General features: G+C 70.7%; 16 protein-coding genes. 11 read left to right on the top strand and 5 right to left on the bottom strand.

The window, feature by feature from the left end; all coding sequences use genetic code 11:
- Positions 1–160: 160 nt before the first annotated feature.
- Positions 161–520, bottom strand: coding sequence for a response regulator (locus MCHT01_RS26685; protein WP_067063765.1), 360 nt, complete (start codon positions 518–520; stop codon positions 161–163).
- Positions 521–665: 145 nt separating this feature from the next.
- On the opposite strand from MCHT01_RS26685, the gene MCHT01_RS06170 reads away from it, so the two are divergent.
- From MCHT01_RS06170 to MCHT01_RS06135, 8 genes are all read left to right on the top strand, one after another.
- Positions 666–3,020, top strand: a complete 2,355-nt coding sequence (locus MCHT01_RS06170; protein WP_245643179.1) for an ATP-binding protein — start codon at positions 666–668, stop codon at positions 3,018–3,020.
- Between the two features lie 72 nt (positions 3,021–3,092).
- Entirely contained in the window at positions 3,093–3,551 is a 459-nt protein-coding gene (locus MCHT01_RS06165; protein ID WP_067064036.1) for a response regulator, read from the top strand.
- A gap of 3 nt (positions 3,552–3,554) precedes the next feature.
- Entirely contained in the window at positions 3,555–5,525 is a 1,971-nt protein-coding gene (locus MCHT01_RS06160; RefSeq protein WP_067063763.1) for a hybrid sensor histidine kinase/response regulator, read from the top strand.
- 284 nt (positions 5,526–5,809) lie between these two features.
- Positions 5,810–6,361, top strand: coding sequence for an Xre family toxin-antitoxin system antitoxin (locus tag MCHT01_RS27295; protein ID WP_245643178.1), 552 nt, complete (start codon positions 5,810–5,812; stop codon positions 6,359–6,361).
- Complete coding sequence (locus MCHT01_RS06150; RefSeq protein ID WP_067063760.1) at positions 6,358–6,834, top strand: RES family NAD+ phosphorylase; 477 nt, start codon at positions 6,358–6,360, stop codon at positions 6,832–6,834. Before MCHT01_RS27295 ends, MCHT01_RS06150 begins: the two co-directional genes overlap by 4 nt.
- A 140-nt stretch (positions 6,835–6,974) precedes the next feature.
- Positions 6,975–7,883: a CPBP family intramembrane glutamic endopeptidase gene (locus tag MCHT01_RS06145; protein WP_067063757.1), complete on the top strand. Its 909-nt coding sequence runs from the start codon at positions 6,975–6,977 to the stop codon at positions 7,881–7,883.
- Complete coding sequence (locus MCHT01_RS06140) at positions 7,880–8,362, top strand: Rrf2 family transcriptional regulator (protein ID WP_067063755.1); 483 nt, start codon at positions 7,880–7,882, stop codon at positions 8,360–8,362. Before MCHT01_RS06145 ends, MCHT01_RS06140 begins: the two co-directional genes overlap by 4 nt.
- On the top strand, positions 8,352–9,245 hold the full coding sequence (locus tag MCHT01_RS06135; protein WP_067063752.1) for an NAD(P)/FAD-dependent oxidoreductase: 894 nt from the start codon (positions 8,352–8,354) through the stop codon (positions 9,243–9,245). The genes MCHT01_RS06140 and MCHT01_RS06135 overlap by 11 nt, the downstream gene beginning before the upstream one ends.
- 62 nt (positions 9,246–9,307) lie before the next feature.
- Here the strand turns inward: MCHT01_RS06135 and MCHT01_RS06130 are convergent, their stop codons facing one another.
- Positions 9,308–10,009 (bottom strand): phosphatase PAP2 family protein, encoded by a 702-nt coding sequence (locus MCHT01_RS06130; protein ID WP_245643177.1) that lies wholly within the window; start codon positions 10,007–10,009, stop codon positions 9,308–9,310.
- Between the two features lie 163 nt (positions 10,010–10,172).
- Positions 10,173–10,400, bottom strand: a complete 228-nt coding sequence (locus MCHT01_RS06125) for a hypothetical protein (RefSeq protein WP_067063750.1) — start codon at positions 10,398–10,400, stop codon at positions 10,173–10,175.
- Positions 10,401–10,733: 333 nt separating this feature from the next.
- Here MCHT01_RS06125 and MCHT01_RS06120 point away from each other — a divergent pair, with 333 nt between their 5' ends.
- Positions 10,734–11,240 carry a GAF domain-containing protein gene (locus MCHT01_RS06120; RefSeq protein ID WP_169806100.1) on the top strand — a complete coding sequence of 169 codons (507 nt, stop codon included), beginning with the start codon at positions 10,734–10,736 and terminating at the stop codon, positions 11,238–11,240.
- A gap of 128 nt (positions 11,241–11,368) precedes the next feature.
- Here MCHT01_RS06120 and MCHT01_RS06115 read toward each other — a convergent pair whose 3' ends face one another.
- Together MCHT01_RS06115 and MCHT01_RS06110 are read right to left on the bottom strand one after the other, a co-directional pair.
- A complete protein-coding gene (locus tag MCHT01_RS06115) occupies positions 11,369–12,454 on the bottom strand; it encodes a TRAP transporter substrate-binding protein (RefSeq protein WP_067063746.1) in 1,086 nt (361 codons plus the stop codon).
- A 138-nt stretch (positions 12,455–12,592) separates the two neighbouring features.
- A complete protein-coding gene (locus MCHT01_RS06110) occupies positions 12,593–13,858 on the bottom strand; it encodes a cytochrome-c peroxidase (protein ID WP_067063745.1) in 1,266 nt (421 codons plus the stop codon).
- Positions 13,859–14,168: 310 nt separating this feature from the next.
- Between MCHT01_RS06110 and acpA the strand changes: the two genes are divergently transcribed.
- Together acpA and MCHT01_RS06100 are read left to right on the top strand one after the other, a co-directional pair.
- Complete coding sequence (gene acpA, locus MCHT01_RS06105; RefSeq protein WP_067063742.1) at positions 14,169–15,872, top strand: acid phosphatase; 1,704 nt, start codon at positions 14,169–14,171, stop codon at positions 15,870–15,872.
- Between the two features lie 187 nt (positions 15,873–16,059).
- Positions 16,060–16,899 carry a ferritin-like domain-containing protein gene (locus MCHT01_RS06100; protein ID WP_067063741.1) on the top strand — a complete coding sequence of 280 codons (840 nt, stop codon included), beginning with the start codon at positions 16,060–16,062 and terminating at the stop codon, positions 16,897–16,899.
- Positions 16,900–16,961: the final 62 nt, after the last annotated feature.

Here is a 16,961-nt window from a genome sequence, read left to right as displayed (position 1 = left end):
GAGGCCTGCGGAGGCCGAAGACCCTCACCCCTGCCCTCTCCCGCAAGCGGGAGAGGGAGCGCACAGGGACCGCGCCCCCGCGATTGACAGTGCGCGGTGTGCCCCCTCTCCCGCTTGCGGGAGAGGGTTGGGGTGAGGGTCTTCGGGCCCCTCCCCACCCCTACGCCGACAACGGCGCCCGATCCAGCACCGCCTTGAGCTGATCGATCGTCGCCGGCTTCACCAGGTAGGCCGCCGCCCCCCGCCGGATCGCTTCCGCCGCGTCCCCCGGATCCGAGGTCCCCGTGAGCATGACCACCGTCATCGGCCCGCCCTTCAACGCCTCCACGATGAAGTCCATCCCCTGCCCGTCCGGCAGCGCCCGGTCGAGCACCATGACGTCGGGCCGATGGTCCGCGATCTGCTGGCGGGCGTCGCGGAGCGAGGCCGCCGTGGCGGCGGAGTAGCCCTCCATTTCCAGGAGGATGGCCAGCGTCTCGCTGGATTCGAGGTTGTCGTCGACGATGACGGCGTGCGGCATGGCAAACCCTGCGGCAAGAGGTCCAAGGGGGCGTCCACGGGGGACGGGCATCGGGACGGTTCGGCAAATCCCGCTCCCACCGCCCGTCTGCGAGCCCGCATCATCCCCCGGGAACGGCATTTGCCCGGGCGACGATCCCCTCCACTTGCCGCTCCTCGCCCCGCCCTTGTCCATGACGCAGACGCCGCCGCCCGTCTCCTCGCTGTCCGACGCCCAGTTGGCCCATTGCGCCAGCGAGCCGATCCGCATTCCCGGCGCGATCCAGCCCCATGGCTGGCTGGCGGTCTTCGACCTGCGCGAGGGTCGCCTGACAGCCCGCAGCGAGAACTGGGCCGCCCTGCTCGACGCGCCGGACGGCCTGCTCGCCGCCTACATCGAGGACGCGCTGGGCCCGGTGCTCGACACGCGCCACGCCCTGCGCGACGGCGAGGGGCCGGTGTCCTGCGGGCCGCTGGCACTTGGCGGCCGCCGGCTCCATGCGACCGGTCACCGCCTCGGCGACCTCGTCTATGTCGAGCTGGAACCCGAGCTCCCGGACGCCGCCGACGCCGGCACCCGCGCCCCGATCTACAGCCTGGCGCGTCACCTCGTGCCCCTGATGCAGCGCACCAGCGCGGTGGACGAGCTCTGCCGCGTCGTGGTCGCCGAGATGAAGCGGCTCACCGGATTCGGCCGCTGCCTGGCCTACCGCTTCGACGCCGACGGCCACGGCGAGGTGCTGGCCGAGGTCCTGGACCGCGGCTACGCCAGCTACGCCGGCCACCACTTCCCCGCCGCGGACATCCCGCCCCAGGCGCGCGAGCTCTACCGCGTCAACCACATCCGGCTGATCGCCGACGCGCACTACCAGCCGGTCCCCGTGCGCTTCGTCGACGGCCGCGACGGCACGGCGCTCGACCTCTCCCAGGCCGCGCTGCGCAGCGTGTCGCCGGTGCACCTCGAGTACATGCGCAACATGGGGACGCTGGCCTCGATGTCGGTGTCCATCATGGTCGGCGGCCGGCTGTGGGGCCTGGTGTCCTGCCACGACCACGCCCCCCGGCACCTGTCGTGGCAGACCCGCATGGCCTGCGAGCACCTGGGCCAGCTGCTGTCGCTGCAGATCGAGGCCAAGGAGGAGAACGAGCAGGTCACCGAGCAGCTGCGCCTGCGGCAGCTGACGCTGGCCATCGTCGCCCACCTGGCGGACAGCGACGCGACGCTGCAGCGCCTGATGGACGAGCCCGGCCCGCTGCTGCGCCTGGGCCGCGCGACGGGCGCCGCGGTGATCCTCAACGACCAATGCTGGTCGGTGGGCGAGACCCCGTCCCACGGCACGCTGGTCCAGCTGGGCCAGTGGCTGGGCAACCGCATCGACGAGGTCTGGCACGGCGACCGGCTGCCCCTGGAGGCGCCGGCGCTGGCCGCCGAGCTCGGCACGACCGCGGGCCTGCTGGCGATCTCGATCTCCAAGCTGCACCGCCACTACATCGTGTGGTTCCGGCCGGAGATCGTGCAGACCATCGTGTGGGCCGGCGATCCGCGCAAGGAGCTCGCCGCCGACGCGCGCCAGCGCCTGCATCCGCGGCTCAGCTTCGACAGCTGGCGGGAACAGGTCGGCGGCCGCTCCCTGCCCTGGACGCCCGGCGAGGTCAACGCGGTGCAGGAACTGCGCCAGGCGCTGATCGGCATCGTGCTGCGCCGCGCCGAGGAGATGGCCGAGGTGGCGATGGAGCTGGGCCGCGTCAACAAGGAGCTGGAAGCCTTCTCCTACACCGTGTCCCATGACCTGCGCGCCCCCATGCGCCACATCGCCGGCTTCGTCGACCTGGTGCTGGAGATGGAAGGCGCCGGCCTCTCCGAGCGTTCGCGCCGCTATCTGGCCCATGTGAAGGAGGCCTCGGCCCATGCGGGCCAGCTCGTGGACGCGCTGCTGGACTTCTCGCGCATGGGGCGCTCGGCGCTCAAGCCGTCCGCCATCCACACCGAGCACCTCGTCGACGACCTGATCGACGAGCAGAACACCCAGCTCCAGGACCGCCGCATCGAATGGCGCGTCCAGCGGCCGCTGCCGGCGCTGTGGGGCGATCCGGTGCTGCTGCAGGTGGCCGTGCGCAACCTCATCGGCAACGCCGTGAAGTACACGCGGCCGCGCGACCCCGCCCGCATCGAGATCGAAGGCATCGCCGGCCCTCAGGGCGCGGGCCTGCGGGTGACGGACAACGGCGTGGGCTTCCAGATGAAGTACGTGGGCAAGCTGTTCGGCGTGTTCCAGCGGCTGCACCAGACCGAATCCTTCGAGGGCACCGGCATCGGCCTGGCCAGCGTGCGCCGCATCGTCGAGCGCCACGGCGGTCAGGTCGAGGCCTGGGGCGCGCCGGACCACGGCGCGCGCTTCGGCTTCACGCTGCCCACGCGCGAGATGCAGGAGGCCCAGTCCGGTGAGGCGGCCCTCGATGGCGCGCTGCGCGACGCGGCGATGACGGCGACGGCCGAGATCGACGGCGAGCGCAAGGCCTGACCCCCACCGACAAGGACGAAGACGACGCCAACAACGATGACGACGATGACGACACCCACGACCCGCACCGACATGCTCAAGCCTATCCTGCTCGTCGAGGACGACGCCCGCGACCTGGAGCTCACCCTGGTCGCGCTGGCGCGCAGCCAGCTGGCCAACGAGGTGGTCGTGGTGCGCGACGGCGCCGAGGCGCTGGACTACCTGAACCGCGAGGGCGCGCACGGCGGCCGCTCGGAGGGCAATCCCGCCGTGATCCTGCTGGACCTGAAGCTGCCCAAGGTGAACGGCCTGGAGGTGCTCAAGGCGGTGCGCGGCACCGAGCCGCTCAAGAGCATCCCGGTGGTGATGCTGACCTCGTCGCAGACGGAGTCGGACGTGGTGCAGAGCTACGAACTGGGCGTCAACGCCTACGTGGTCAAGCCGGTGGACTTCCAGCAGTTCGTCTCGGCGATCGCCGACCTGGGCGTGTTCTGGGCCGTGCTCAACGAGCCGCCACCGGGCTCGCTGCGCGCCACGCGACGCTACGAATGACCCATGACTGAACGCGTGTCCGAGCCCGAGCCGCCGCTCGAGATCCTGCTGCTGGAGGACTCGACCTTCGATGCCGAGCTGCTGCAGGCCTCGCTCGAGACCACCCATCCGCGCGCGCGGGTGACCTGGGTCAAGGACGAGCCCGGGCTGCTGGGCGCGCTGGAGACGCAGCGCTTCGACCTGATCCTGTCGGACTACCAGCTGCCCGGCTTCACCGGCGCGGAGGCGCTTGCGCTCGCGCAGCACGCGGTGCCGGGCACGCCCTTCATCTTCGTGTCCGGCGTGATCGGCGAGGAGAACACGGTGGAGCTGCTCAAGCGCGGTGCCACCGACTACGTCATGAAGGGCCGGCTGGCGCGGCTCCCCGTGGCCATCGACCGCGCGCTGCGCGAGGTGCGTCAGCGCGAGGCCCAGCGCCAGGTCGAGGCCCAGCTGCGCGAGGCCGACGCGCTGTATGCGCGGGTGGTGGACTCGCTGCACGATTACGCGGTGGTGCTGCTGGACACCGAGGGCCGCATCCGCGACTGGAACCGCGCGGCGAGCACGATCTTCGGCCACGCGCTGGATGCCGTGCGCGGCCTGTCGGCGGAGCTCCTGCTGACGCCGGAGGACCGGGCGGCCGACGTGCTGGAGAACGAGCTGGCGATGGCCTCGACCCAGGGCGCGGCGCGCGACGACCGCTGGCTGATGCGGCGGGACGGATCGCGCTTCCGCGCCGAGGGCGTGGTGACGCCGCACTTCAATGCCGCGGGCGACCTGACGGGCTACTCCAAGATCATCCGCGACGCCACGCCGGCCTACGAGGCGCAGCAGGCGCTGCGCGAGGGCAAGGCGGCGGCGGAGCGCGCCAACGAGCTCAAGGACCAGTTCCTGGCGGTGCTGTCGCACGAGCTGCGCTCGCCGCTGAGCGCGATCACCGGCTGGGCGGACATCCTTGGCAACTTCGCCGACGCCCATCCGCTGCTGGGCAAGGCCGCGGCGGTGATCCGCCGCAACGCCCAGCTGCAGGCGCGGATGATCAACGACCTGCTGGACATGAGCGCGGTGGTGGCCGGCAAGCTGGTGCTGCAACCGGCGCCGCTGGACCTGGCGGCGCTGGCGTCGGAGTCGGTGCTGGGCGCGCTGCACGAGGCCCAGGGCAAGGGCGTGGCGCTGAACTGCCGCGCGCCCGACGCGGTGTGGGTCTCCGGCGACGCGCAACGCCTGTCGCAGGTGATGACCAACCTGATCGGCAACGCGATCAAGTTCACCGAGAGCGGCGGCCGCGTGGACGTCGAGGTGGCGCTGGACGAGGACGGCGCGGTGCTGCGGGTCAGGGACACGGGGCGCGGCATCTCGCCGGCGTTCCTGCCCTATGTCTTCGATCGGCTGCGGCAGGAGGACGGGTCCTCGACGCGCAAGGCCGGCGGGCTGGGTCTGGGGCTGGCCATCGCCCGGGCGATCGCGACGCTGCATCAGGGCCGGATCGCCGCGGACAGCCCCGGCCCGGGCGGCGGCGCGACCTTCGAGCTGCGCCTGCCACCGCTGCCGGACTGTGCCCTGCCCCCGCCGCCCTCGACCGAGCCGGTGGACCTGTCGGAGGACAGCCTGGCGGGCGTGCGGGTGCTGCTGGTGGACGACGAGGAGGATGCACGCGATGTCGGCCAGGTGGCGCTGAGCCGGCTGGGCGCGAAGGTGTTCGTGGCCGCGAGCGCGAGGGAGGCGCTTGACCTGCTGCGCGAGGCCCCCGATCGCTTCGACCTGCTGGTCTCGGACATCGGGATGCCGGAGATGGACGGTCGATCGCTGATCCGCGCGGTGCGGCAACTGCCCGGCGGCGGCCCGGAGGCGCTGCCGGCGGTGGCGCTGACCGCCTTCGCCATGGTCGCGGACCGGCAGGAAGGCCTGGCGGCCGGCTTCCAGGCCTACGTCGCCAAGCCCATCGAGCTGGGGACGCTGACGCGGGCGATCCGGGAGGTGCTGGCGCGGGCCTGACGCCAACCCTCGTCCGACTGATCGCCGCTGCCCGAATGATCGTCAGTCCCCGACCGGGCCGCGAGCAGGCACGCCGCCGGCCTGCTCTCCCCTACTCCAGGGGCGGGATCCCCGCATCCATGCTGTCCGGGACCTCACAACGACTGGTTCAGCGGATCGCGCGCTCGCCCAGCGTCGCCGAGACTCGCCTCCTCCAACGGCCGAACCGCCCAGCGAGGATCTCGATGCATGCCGCTTTGCCATACGCTCAATCGAGCGATACTCAGCGCTCAAAGGAGCGCTTCATGTCCAAGACCTCTCCGCCGCCCCCGTCGTCGCGCGGCCTCGCTCGAGCGCGCCCGACGGCCCAGCCCCCTTCGGCTGCCGGCGCCGCATTGGCCAGGTTCGCGGAGTCGGGTCAGTGGCGCGGCGAGGACTTCGTCGCCTTCCACAAGTCCGATCCCCTGGAGCGTGTGTCCCTGGTGAAGCAAGGCTTGCCCCCCGGCATCGTCGAGACGCTTGCCGGCCGGATGGGGCTCTCCAAGGAACGGCTGCTCGGCGCCCTCGGACTGGCACGCGCCACGATCGAGCGCAAGGCGCGTGAGGGCCGCATGCTCTCCCCCGACGAGAGTTCCCGGATCATGGGCCTGATCCGATTGATCGGTCAGGTCCAGACCATGGTCGACGAGTCGGGCGACCCCAGTGGCTTCGACGCGGCCGCGTGGACCTGGTCGTGGTTGGATGGCCCGGTCCCCGCATTGGCCGGGCGGCGCCCCGCCGAGTACATGGACACCGCGGAAGGTCAGCTCCTGGTGTCCGGACTGGTCGCCCAGATGCAGAGCGGGGCCTACGCGTGACGGTGCATCTCTGGCGCATTGGAACGGACACGCCGGACGACGTCGCCGAGGACCTCAAGGGACGCGGCGCCGAGATCACCGGCGGCCGCTGGAACCGCCCCGGACGCGCCGTCGTCTACCTGTCCACGACCGCCGCGCTGGCCTGCCTCGAAACCATGGTCCATCTCGGCGGCGGCGCGCTGCCGCTGAATCGATACCTCGTTCGCGTCGACATCCCCGACGAGATCTGGGCCCGCAAGCAGGCCCTGCTCACGGAGACCATCAACCCCGGCTGGGACGCCATCCCTGTCGGACGAATCTCGCTCGATCTCGGCGATGGCTGGCTCGCCCAAGGAGAGAGCGCGCTGCTGGTCGTGCCCTCGGTGCTGGTCCCCGAGGAGTTCAACGTCCTGTTGAATCCCGTGCACGCCGACGCAAGACAGATCAGTGCCGCGAAGGTCCGCGCCTGGCGCTACGACCAGCGCCTGAGATAGCGACGCCCTTCCCGTTCGTCGCCCGCCCCTGCAGTTCGTCAATGCGCGACGTCGTTGCGGCGGCGCGCGGTCGCCCGCCGGACGGCGAGTGGAGATCATGCGCCCGCCTTGATCCACCACACCCCTCCGGAGGAGCGACCTTGACACTCTCCCTGCGCAACGAACGGGCCCAGGTCCGTGACGGCTGGAAAAGCCTCTTCTTCATCCTGGCGGCCATGGCCTGCTTCGTGATCGTCGGCGTCGTCGGTCACAGCCTCCCCGCCTCCGTCAAACCCTTCGCGCCCAGCGCCATCCTGATCACCGTCATGGGCCTGGCCATCACCTACGGGGCCACCCGGCTGGAGGGGTCCCGCGTCGCCGATCTCGGCCTGCGGCTGGACGGCCGCTTCCTGCGTGAATCCGTCCTGGGCGTCCTGGCCGGCGCCGCCATGATCGGCGTCAGCGCCGCGGCCGTGATGCTGTGGGCCGACGTGCGGCTCAGCCCCATGGCCGGCCCCACCTGGGCCGTCGAGCTCAAGCTCGTCGCCACCTTCCTCGGCGGCGCGCTCTTCGAGGAACTGCTGTTCCGCGGCTTCGCCTTCCAGCGCGCCCTGCGCGGCATGGGCGTCTGGCCGGCGACCGTGCTCTTCGGGCTGCTCTTCTGCATCGCCCACCTGCCGGGCAACCTCGAGGTCGGTCCCGCGCTGCTGGCCACGGCAATGGCCAACCTCTTCGCCAACGGCGTCCTCCAGACCGTCCTCTACCTGCGCACCGGCTCGCTCGCGCTGCCCATCGGCCTGCACTTCGGCTGGAACCTGCTGCAGCAATCGCTGGGCTTCGGCGTGAGCGGCATCTCCTCGCACCAGGCCTGGTTCCAGGTCCACTTCGGCCAGCAGCCCACCTGGCTCAGCGGCGGGGAGTTCGGGCTCGAGGCCTCGATCTTCGCGCTGGTGCTGCAGGCCGCGCTGATCGTCCTGCTCGTCGCCACCGGTCGGCGCGCCCTCGCCGCCCGCCCGGCTTCTCCCGTTCCGTCACAAGGTCTTTCTCATGCAACTCATAATGTTGCATGAAACCAAGCAGCCAGCTGTCGGATGTCCTGCACGTCCTCCTCCACATGGCGGAGGGGGACGGCCCCTCGACCTCGGAGTCCCTCGCCGCCGCGATGTCGACCAACCCGGTCGTCCTGCGCCGCCTGATGACCGGCCTGCGCGAGGCCGGCTTCGTGGCGTCGGCCAAGGGCCATGGCGGCGGCTGGGTGATCAGTTGCCCGCTCGACCGCATCACCCTGCGCGACGTCCATGAGGCCCTCGGCGCGCCGGCGCTCGTGTCGCTCGGCTTCCGCGAGGACCGGCCCGAGTGCCTGGTCGCGCAGGCGGTGAACGAGTCGCTCGGCGCCGCGGTGCAGGAGGCCGAGGCCGCCCTGCTCAAGCGCCTGGGCACGGTGACACTGGCCGCCCTGTCCCGCGACTTCCATCACCGCCTGGCCCGGCACCACCAGGCCGGCGGCGACGGGCATCACCGACTCGAGGAGCACCGCCATGAAGACTGATTTCGCCATCATCGGCGGCAGCTATGCCGGCCTGTCCGCCGCGCTGCAACTGGCGCGCGCCCGCCGCCAGGTCCTGGTCGTCGACGCCGGCCAGCGCCGCAACCGCTTCGTGGACGAGGCGGACGGCGAATCGCACGGCTTCCTCACCCAGGACGGCCGCGCCCCCGCCGCCATCGCCGCCGAGGCGCGCCGGCAGTTGCTCCGCTATCCCACGGTCCATTGGCTGGAGGGCCTCGCCGACCAGGCCCGCACGCGGGACGACGGCCGCTTCGAGTTCCGCGTCGGCGCGCTGACCGTCGACGCCGGCCGTCTGATCCTGGCCACCGGCGTGCGCGACGAGCTGCCGCCGGTGCCAGGTCTTGCCGAGCGCTGGGGACGCAGCGTCTTCCACTGCCCCTACTGCCATGGCTACGAGATGGACGCCGGCCGCATCGGCATCATCGCCAGCTCCGCGATGGCGCAGCACCACGGGCTCATGCTGCCCGACTGGGGCTCGCCGACCTTGTTCCTCAACGGCGCCTTCACGCCGAGCGACGAGGAGTTCGACGCCCTCGCCCGCCGCGGGACGGTCGTGGAGCCCACGCCCATCGTCCGCATCGAGGGTCTCGCCGAGGTCGTGCTGCAGGACGGCCGCAGGCTGTCGATGAACGGGCTGTTCACGCAGCCGCGCACCTCGCCGAGCAGCCCGATCGCGGCGCAACTCGGCTGCGCGATGGAGGACGGGCCGATGGGGCCCTTCATCCAGGTCGGACCGACGCAGGAGACCAGCCTCAAGAACGTGTTCGCCTGCGGCGACGCCGCGCGCGCGGCCGGGAACGTGACGCTGGCGGTGGCCGACGGCGTGATGGCGGCGCTCGGCGCGCATCGCTCGACGATGTTCTGAGCGCTCGTGCGCGACCGGTCACGCGGCGCGGGCCGTATCGCGTCGCGTGGCGCGACGGCGTCTCACCGCCCGCGAAGCGGCATCACGCGGAAGGCGACGACCGCGGTCGCCCAGCAGAGCCAGGCCGACCACAGGCAGTGGCTCACGAAGTGGGCCCCGCGCACGACCTGCGTCGCGCTGAGCGCCAGGCCGAAGACCAGGCTCGCGATCAGCCACACCGTGGCCGCGCGCGGCGCATGGGGTCGCAGCGCGTGCCAGCCGCAGAGGAAGGCGAAGCCGATCGCCGCATGCGCCGACGGGAAGCACTGACCGGGGCCGCCGTCGCTGCCGCCCAGCCAGGTCCAGGAGGTCCAGGCGGCGGCGACGCCCCCGAACTCCTTGAGGGACCAGGGGCAGCTCACGCCGCTCTGCTGGCGCAGCACCACGACGAGCAGGATGCTGGCCAGCGTGGTCGCGATCCAGCGCCAGCGCCATGCGCGCGGCACGTCTCGCAGGAGGGGGACGGAAAACAGGAGGGAGCCGGCCAGCAGCGCCATCGCGGCGCAGGCGACCCCGGTCGAGCCGTCGTGGATCAGGCGCCGGGTGAGCCAGGCATCGCGCCAGTCGAAACCGCGCGCCGACCCGAAATGCCGCGCCACGACGAGATCCAGACCGCTCGCGGACCAGGCCAGCACGAGCAGCAGCCCCAGGGCCAGCGCGATGAACTCCGTCTGCGCGGGCCGCTGCGCCTGAGGCTCGTCCAGATCCATCGTCGGCAGGTCCATGGTCGACATCCCGCGCGCCCGTGGCGGCGCGCCCCGATGCCGCCCAGGATGCCAGCGCAGGCCGTCGGAAGCCTGTCCGGCACCTGAGGATCCGCTGAAGGTCGGTGAACGGGAGGTGAAGCCCGGATGTCGGGCGCGTGCCGGGCGCGTGCCGGCGTCTCGCTCAGCGGACCGGGAGGCGCGTCGCGCTGGCCGCCCGCGCGGGCGTGGGCGCGGTGGCCTGCGGCGTCGCTCGGGCCATGCGCTCCGCCGTCGCCTGCGCGGCGCGCTCGCATTTCTCCCTGAACTTCGAATCGTCGAGCAGGCCCGACGCCGGAATCAGCGCCAGCCCCGCGGAAATGGACAGCGTGCCCGCGATGTTGGGGGCGCTCGTCAACCATCGTTCCCACATGACCACCCTCCTGTCGCCGTGTCGGCGTGTGGTTCGGGCCTCCTTGTGCGCGTGGCCGTCACTGGGGTTCGCATCGCGCGACGCGACACCCGTGGAGCTTCTCCGGCGACAAGGGGCGAATGGCAGGAAACGCCCGGAAGTCTAGGCTCGCGATCGGCATTCGCATAGAGCCCGTCCCCCAGTTTCCGAAGGTCCGCCCGGCCCCTACAGGCTGTAACCTTGAGCCCTTCGTCGGAGCGCCATCCGGCCCTGCGCCGGTGGTAGCTTGAGCTTCACCCATCCGCCGTCTCGCATCAGATGTACGACCGCCCGTTCACCGCTCATTCCCTCGACGTGGCCATCTCCGAACTGCTGGCCGCCACCTCGGACACCTTCGACACCGATCTCGACGCCCGCATCAGCGACGTCCTCAAGGGCCTGCGCGAGCAGCTCCACATGGACGTGGTCTTCGTCTCGGAGTTCCTCGACGGTGAGCGGGTCTTCCGCTTCGTCGACGGCCATTCCGCGATCGAGGTGGCCGTGGGCGACGCCGCCCCGCTGGAACAGAGCTACTGCCAGCGCATCGTCGAGGGTCGCGCCCCCGAACTCATGACCGACGCGTCCCAGGTCGCCCGGCAGTACGAGCTCCCCGCCACCCCGGTGCCCATCGGCGCCCACCTGAGCACGCCGGTGGTGCTGTCCGACGGCCGCATCTTCGGCACCGTGTGCTGCTTCAGCCTGCAGGCCAATCCCGCGCTGGTCTCCGAGGATCTCTCCCGCCTGAAGGGCTGCGCCCGCCTGGTCGCCCGCAAGGTCGAGGCCCAGGACTTCCAGGACACCCTGCCCTTCCTGAACGACTGATCCGCCCCTGGGCGCCGCTTGGCGCCCGCCCATGGACATCGAGCCGGGCTCCCTCGCGGGAGCGCCGGCTCGATTCACGTCGGGGTGGCCGCGGCGACTCCCGTCGCGCGGCCCGTCCCGCGGGAGGCTCAGAAGCGCTGCGACTGCATGTAGTCGTCGAAGCCCGCCTCGGCGAAGCGGAACCACAGGTTCTGGTCGCGGCGGAAGTTGGCGTAGTCCTCGTAGACCTTCTTCCAGTTGGGGTTCTTGGCCGACAGCTCGGCGTACAGCTGCATCGACTCCTTGAACGCCAGGTCCATCGCGTCCTTGGGGAAGCGCATCAGCTTGGTCTTGCCGCCGCCCACCAGCTGCTTGAGCGCCTGCGGGTTCACGACGTCGTACTTGGCCTGCATGTCCACGTGGGTGTAGGCCGAGGCCGCTTCCACGATGGCCTTGTATTCCGGGCTCAGCGCGTTGTAGGCCTTGATGTTCAGGTAGAAGTCCACCTGCGGACCGCCCTCCCACCAGCCCGGGTAGTAGTAGTACGGGGCGACCTTGTCGAAGCCCAGCTTCAGGTCGTCGTACGGGCCCACCCACTCGGCCGCGTCGATGGTGCCCTTCTCCAGCGCGGAATAGAGCTCCCCGCCCGGCAGGTTCTGCGGCACGCCGCCCATGCGCTCGATCACGCGGCCGGCGAAGCCGCCGATGCGGAACTTCAGGCCCTTGAAGTCGGCCGCCGACTTGATCTCCTTGCGATACCAGCCCGCCATCTGCGCGCCGGTGTTGCCGCCGGGGAAGTTGATGATGTTGTAGTTCCGGTAGAACTCGCGCATCAGCTTCAGGCCGTTGCCGTGATAGGTCCACGCGGTCATCTGGCGCGAGTTCAGCCCGAATGGGATGGCGCTGCCGATGGCGAAGGTCTCGTCCTTGCCGAAGAAGTAGTAGGGGACGGTGTGGGCGATCTCGACGGTGCCGTTCTGCACGCCGTCCACCACGCCGAAGGCCGGCATCAGCTCGCCGCCCGCATGGACGCTGATCTGGAACTTGCCGCCGCTGAGCTCGCTCACCTTCTTGGCGAAGACCTCGCCGGCGCCGTAGATGGTGTCGAGCTGCTTGGGGAAGCTCGATGCCATGCGCCAGCGCAGATTGGCCTGCGCATGCACCACGGCCGGAGCCGCCCCGGCGGCCAGCACCCCGGCCAGACCCGCCTGCTTGACGAACGAACGACGCTCCATGAAGTCTCCTGTTGGGCTTGTTGGTTTGATGAGCGAAGGCAGGATTAACCACCCCATCGCTGGCGTCAACCTGACAGACCCGGAGCCTGCGTCCCGGCGTCGTGCCGGCGCCGCAAACGGGGTCGCCACCGGGGGCGCTCAGCGCCCGGCCGCGGGCGCCGGCGCGGCGTCGTCCAGGGTCTTCAGGAAGGCGACGATGTCGCGGATCTCGGGCTCGCTCAGCGCGGGCTTGCCGCCGCGCTTGCCGCCGAACGGCGCCTCGTCGTTGAGGTTGTCGCGGTACTTCGCCGGCAGGTCGTCGAAGACCTTCACGTGGCCCCGGCCATCGCGGGGATAGAAGCGCTCCGGGTTCGTGTCGCGCTGCGCGTAGAAGCGCACCGCCTCCTCCAGCGAATGCATGACCCCGTTGTGGAAGAACACCCGCCGCGTCGCCACGTTGCGCAACGACGGGGTCTTGAACAGCCCGCAGTACTCGGGGTGGTCCTTCAGGTCGGTGCGCAGCGGACCGCAGGTGCCCAGGTCGTGGAAGGCGGCGTCGCGGTTGGCCGGGATGGCGGCGTTGCGCGGCACGCCGATGGCGATGTGGCCCATGTCGGTGAAGACCGGCATCGCGCCGCGCTTGATCACGCTGGGATGGCAGGACGCGCAGTTCCCCTTGTCCTTGGCCTCGAAGAGCGCCAGCCCGCGCGCCTCGGCCGGCGTCAGCACGCCCTTGCCGCGCAGGTAGGCGTCGTAGCGGCTGCTGAAGGGGGCGAAGTCCCGGGGGCTCTGCTGGAAGACCTCCAGCGCCAGTACCAGCGCGTTCCAGGCCAGACCCGGGTCGTCGAGCACATGGGGGCCGAAGGCCTGCCGCAGCAGCGCCGCGTTGGCCGAGCCCCGCATCCGCGCCACGACGCCCGCCCGGTCCGCGTTGGCCATCTCGAAGGGCGAGAGCAAGGGCGCCTCGGCCTGCTCGTGCGCCGACGCGGCGCGGCCGTCCCACGCGAAGCCGCCGGTGGGGCCCTGGTCCAGGCTGTCGTCGCCGTCGTTGTCGAAGAAGTGCTCGGAGAACTGCGGCGTCGTCTGCCGATACTTCAGCGAGGGCACCGCCCTCAGGCCTGGCACGGCACCCGTCGGGCCGCCCAGTTGCACGGGCAGCGCGTTCGGTGGTCCGTAGGCATGGGCCGGGTCATGGCAGGACGCGCAAGACATGACCCCCGAGGCCGACAGCGTCTTGTCGAAGAAGAGCTTGCGGCCGATCTCGGTGAGCTCGTTGGCGCCGGGACGGCGCTCGAAGGCGGTCGCGTAGAAGGGCTTGGGCGCCGCGGGCGCCGATGCCGCGGATCCGGCCGTCGCCGCCCGCGCGGCGCCACCGCCCAACGCCTGGCCCACGAACGCGTCGACCGCGACGCAGACCGCGCCCATCGCGAGCACCGGGACGGGGCGGCGCCACCGGGATGCCCGCGCGGGCGAATTCTGGAGCACCTGAATGGGGGCGGTCACGGATCGGGAGTCAGGCAGGACGGTCACGGCGGTACGGCAGGCAACGGGAACGGGGAACAGCAAGGAATTCGCACAGATTAACGGTGTCGCGAAAGGTTCTTAACGACATCCTCACGCATCGCGCAGGAACTGTGCGCAAACCACGGTGTACCGGCAACGAATGACACGGACATGTCATGTGCCGACACGAAGCTGCGCGCCGTTCGCCATTTCTCCTTGCTGGAGTCCGCTCATGAAGATTGCATTCCGTACCCCGCGCCTGAAGCACGTCCTGACCCCGATCGCGCTGGGCGCGCTGCTGACCCTGGGCGGCTGCTTCGGCAGCGACAGCAACGACGCGCCGGTGGACACGACCACCGCGCTGCAGAACAAGGTCCAGAACATCGTCGTGATCTATGCGGAGAACCGCGCCTTCGACAACCTGTACGGGAACTTCCCGGGCGCCAACGGCCTGAGCACGGTGGTCGACGCGACCGGCAAGGTCACCGCCGCCTACATCGCGCAGAAGGACCGCAACGGCACCGTGCTGGCCACCTTGCCGCCGGTCTGGGGCGGCGTGACCGCGCCGGGCAGCACCGTCAACGTGACGCAGGCGCAGAGCGCCGGCCTGGCCAACGCGCCCTTCAACGTCGGCACCGCCTTCCAGGCCAGCGCCAACGCCACCATCGACGGCAGCGTCATCACGCGCGACCTGTATCACCGCTTCTTCGAGAACCAGATGCAGATCAACGGCGGCAAGAACGACATGTTCGCCGCCTTCGGCGATTCGGGCGGCCTGGTGATGGGCTACTTCGACTACAGCGCCTCGCCGCTGTACAAGCTGGCGCAGCAATTCACCCTGGCCGACAACTTCTTCCAGGGCGCGTTCGGCGGTTCCTTCCTGAACCACCAGTACCTGATCTGCGCCTGCGCGCCGGAGTACCCGAACGCCGACACGGCCGCCGCCAAGCCCACGATCCAGGTCCTGGACAAGAACGCCGACGGCTCGTACACGAGCAACCTGACGCTGGCCGGCACGAGCAAGGCCTCGGCCCTGGACGGCGCGCCGACCTTCGCGGGCAGCGGCAACATCACGCCGGCCAACTACTTCGGCGACAACAAGTTCTACGCCGTCAACACCATGCAGCCGGCCTTCCAGCCCTCGGGCAACGGCCCGGCCGACCTCAACGGCAACGACGCGCTGTACGCGGACGCCTCCAAGAGCACCACGCTGCCGGTGCAGACGCAGCAGAACATCGGCGACCTGCTCACGGCCAAGAGCGTGAACTGGGCCTGGTATGGCGGCTCCTGGAACAACGCGTCCAAGGACGGCCAGCAGGTGGCCACGGCCAAGCGCACGGTGATCTACGCGGGCAACGCCAACGGCGTGGCGGCGGCGGACGCGGTGGACTTCCAGCCACATCACCAGCCCTTCAACTACTACGCCAACATGGACCCGGTGACCCACGCCTCGGACCGCGCGGCCCACCTGAAGGACTACGACGACCTGGTCAAGGACGCGGCCGCGGGCACGCTGCCGGCGGTGACCTTCTACAAGCCGGAAGGCCTGTACAACCAGCACCCGGGCTACACCAACATCGCCAACGCGGACCAGAAGATCGCCGACCTGGTGGCCAAGCTGCAGGCCAGCCCGCAGTGGAAGAACATGGTGATCGTCGTCACGTACGACGAGAACGGCGGCCAGTGGGACCACGTCGCGCCGCCCAAGGGCGACAAGGTGGGCCCGGGCACGCGCATCCCGGCGCTGGTGATCTCGCCCTTCTCGAAGATGGGCACGGTGGACCACACCCAGTACGACACCGCCTCGGTGCTGCGCCTGATCACGCGCCGCTTCGGCCTGACGACGCTGCCCGGCCTGCAGAAGCGCGACGACGCGCTCAAGGCCGCCGGCGGTCAACCCATGGGCGACCTGACGAACGCGCTGAACCTGCAGTGAGCGCGGGCCGCGTGCGTCGTCCGCTGGCGGGCGCCGCGCGCGGTCGGGACTGACCGGAACCCGGACGTCGCCGTCCGCGTTCTTCGTTCACCTTCCGACACAGCCTCCCCAGGCGGGTTCACACCCGGAACACAGTGCGCGGGCAGCATGGCCAGGTCTCCGCATGCCGATTGCCGGCTGAACCTCCATGACCGAACTTCAGACCGCGGCGCACTGGTCGATCGAGGACCTGGCGCTCAACGACATCGACGTCGACCGGATTCGCCACAACGACTCGCTGTTTCTGCTGGTGTGCAGCGCCTCCTTCGTCGAGAGCGGCAGCGACACCTACACCCGCAACCTGATCGAGCGCTTCGAGGACGACGAGGAGGTCGCCGGCTGGCTCGACCGCCAGTGGGAGCCCGAGGAGCTGCAGCACGGCCGCGCGCTGCGCGCCTATGTCCAGCGGGTCTGGCCCGGCTTCGACTGGGAGGCCGCCTACGCGGACTTCTTCGTCGAGTACGCCCGGCTGTGCACCATGGACGAGCTCGAGCCCACGCGCGGCCAGGAGATGGCGGCGCGCTGCATCGTCGAGATGGGCACCACCACCTACTACCAGGCCCTGCACGAGGCCTGCGACGAGCCGGTGCTGCGCGACCTGTTCTGGCGCATCCGCGGCGACGAGGTCCAGCACTACAAGCATTTCTACGCCTACTTCCAGAAGTACCGCGAGCGCGAGAAGCTGCATCGCGGCCAGGTGCTGGCGGCGCTGGTGCGTCGCGCGCTGGAACTGCGGCGGGAGGACGCCACGATCGCGCTGCGGCATGCGGTGGCCTGGCGGCTCAGGAGCGGCGCGATCGACGGCGGGCCCGCGCCGATCGCCGACGCCGAGGCGCTGGCCCAGCGCGCCATCGACCTGGTGGGCGCGCACCTGCCGATGGAACTGGCCATCCGCATGGCCATCAAGCCGCTGGCGCTGCGCCCGGGCGTGCAGCGCGCGGTGATCCGGCCGCTGGCGGCGCTGGGGCGGCGTGTGTTGCTGCGCTGAGAAGTGCCTCGCGCCACGGCGCGAGGGGTCATTGGACTCCCTCTCCCGCTGCGCGGGCGCGG

This window comes from Mitsuaria chitosanitabida ATCC BAA-476 = NBRC 102408 (assembly GCF_001598255.1).
GTDB classification, from domain to species: domain Bacteria; phylum Pseudomonadota; class Gammaproteobacteria; order Burkholderiales; family Burkholderiaceae_C; genus Roseateles; species Roseateles chitosanitabidus.
The sequence above is the reverse complement of the archived record's forward strand: the minus strand, read 5'-3'. Positions and strand labels throughout refer to the sequence as shown.

What these genes read in the sequence shown, in the direction of transcription:
- MCHT01_RS26685 (WP_067063765.1), bottom strand. Translation starts at nt 520, where the DNA reads ATGCCGCACGCCGTCATCGTCGACGACAACCTCGAATCCAGCGAGACG.
- MCHT01_RS06165 (WP_067064036.1), top strand. Translation starts at nt 3,093, where the DNA reads ATGCTCAAGCCTATCCTGCTCGTCGAGGACGACGCCCGCGACCTGGAG.
- MCHT01_RS06160 (WP_067063763.1), top strand. Translation starts at nt 3,555, where the DNA reads ATGACTGAACGCGTGTCCGAGCCCGAGCCGCCGCTCGAGATCCTGCTG.
- MCHT01_RS27295 (WP_245643178.1), top strand. Translation starts at nt 5,810, where the DNA reads ATGTCCAAGACCTCTCCGCCGCCCCCGTCGTCGCGCGGCCTCGCTCGA.
- MCHT01_RS06140 (WP_067063755.1), top strand. Translation starts at nt 7,880, where the DNA reads ATGAAACCAAGCAGCCAGCTGTCGGATGTCCTGCACGTCCTCCTCCAC.
- MCHT01_RS06135 (WP_067063752.1), top strand. Translation starts at nt 8,352, where the DNA reads ATGAAGACTGATTTCGCCATCATCGGCGGCAGCTATGCCGGCCTGTCC.
- MCHT01_RS06130 (WP_245643177.1), bottom strand. Translation starts at nt 10,009, where the DNA reads ATGGACCTGCCGACGATGGATCTGGACGAGCCTCAGGCGCAGCGGCCC.
- MCHT01_RS06125 (WP_067063750.1), bottom strand. Translation starts at nt 10,400, where the DNA reads ATGTGGGAACGATGGTTGACGAGCGCCCCCAACATCGCGGGCACGCTG.
- MCHT01_RS06115 (WP_067063746.1), bottom strand. Translation starts at nt 12,454, where the DNA reads ATGGAGCGTCGTTCGTTCGTCAAGCAGGCGGGTCTGGCCGGGGTGCTG.
- MCHT01_RS06110 (WP_067063745.1), bottom strand. Translation starts at nt 13,858, where the DNA reads ATGGGCGCGGTCTGCGTCGCGGTCGACGCGTTCGTGGGCCAGGCGTTG.
- acpA (WP_067063742.1), top strand. Translation starts at nt 14,169, where the DNA reads ATGAAGATTGCATTCCGTACCCCGCGCCTGAAGCACGTCCTGACCCCG.
- MCHT01_RS06100 (WP_067063741.1), top strand. Translation starts at nt 16,060, where the DNA reads ATGACCGAACTTCAGACCGCGGCGCACTGGTCGATCGAGGACCTGGCG.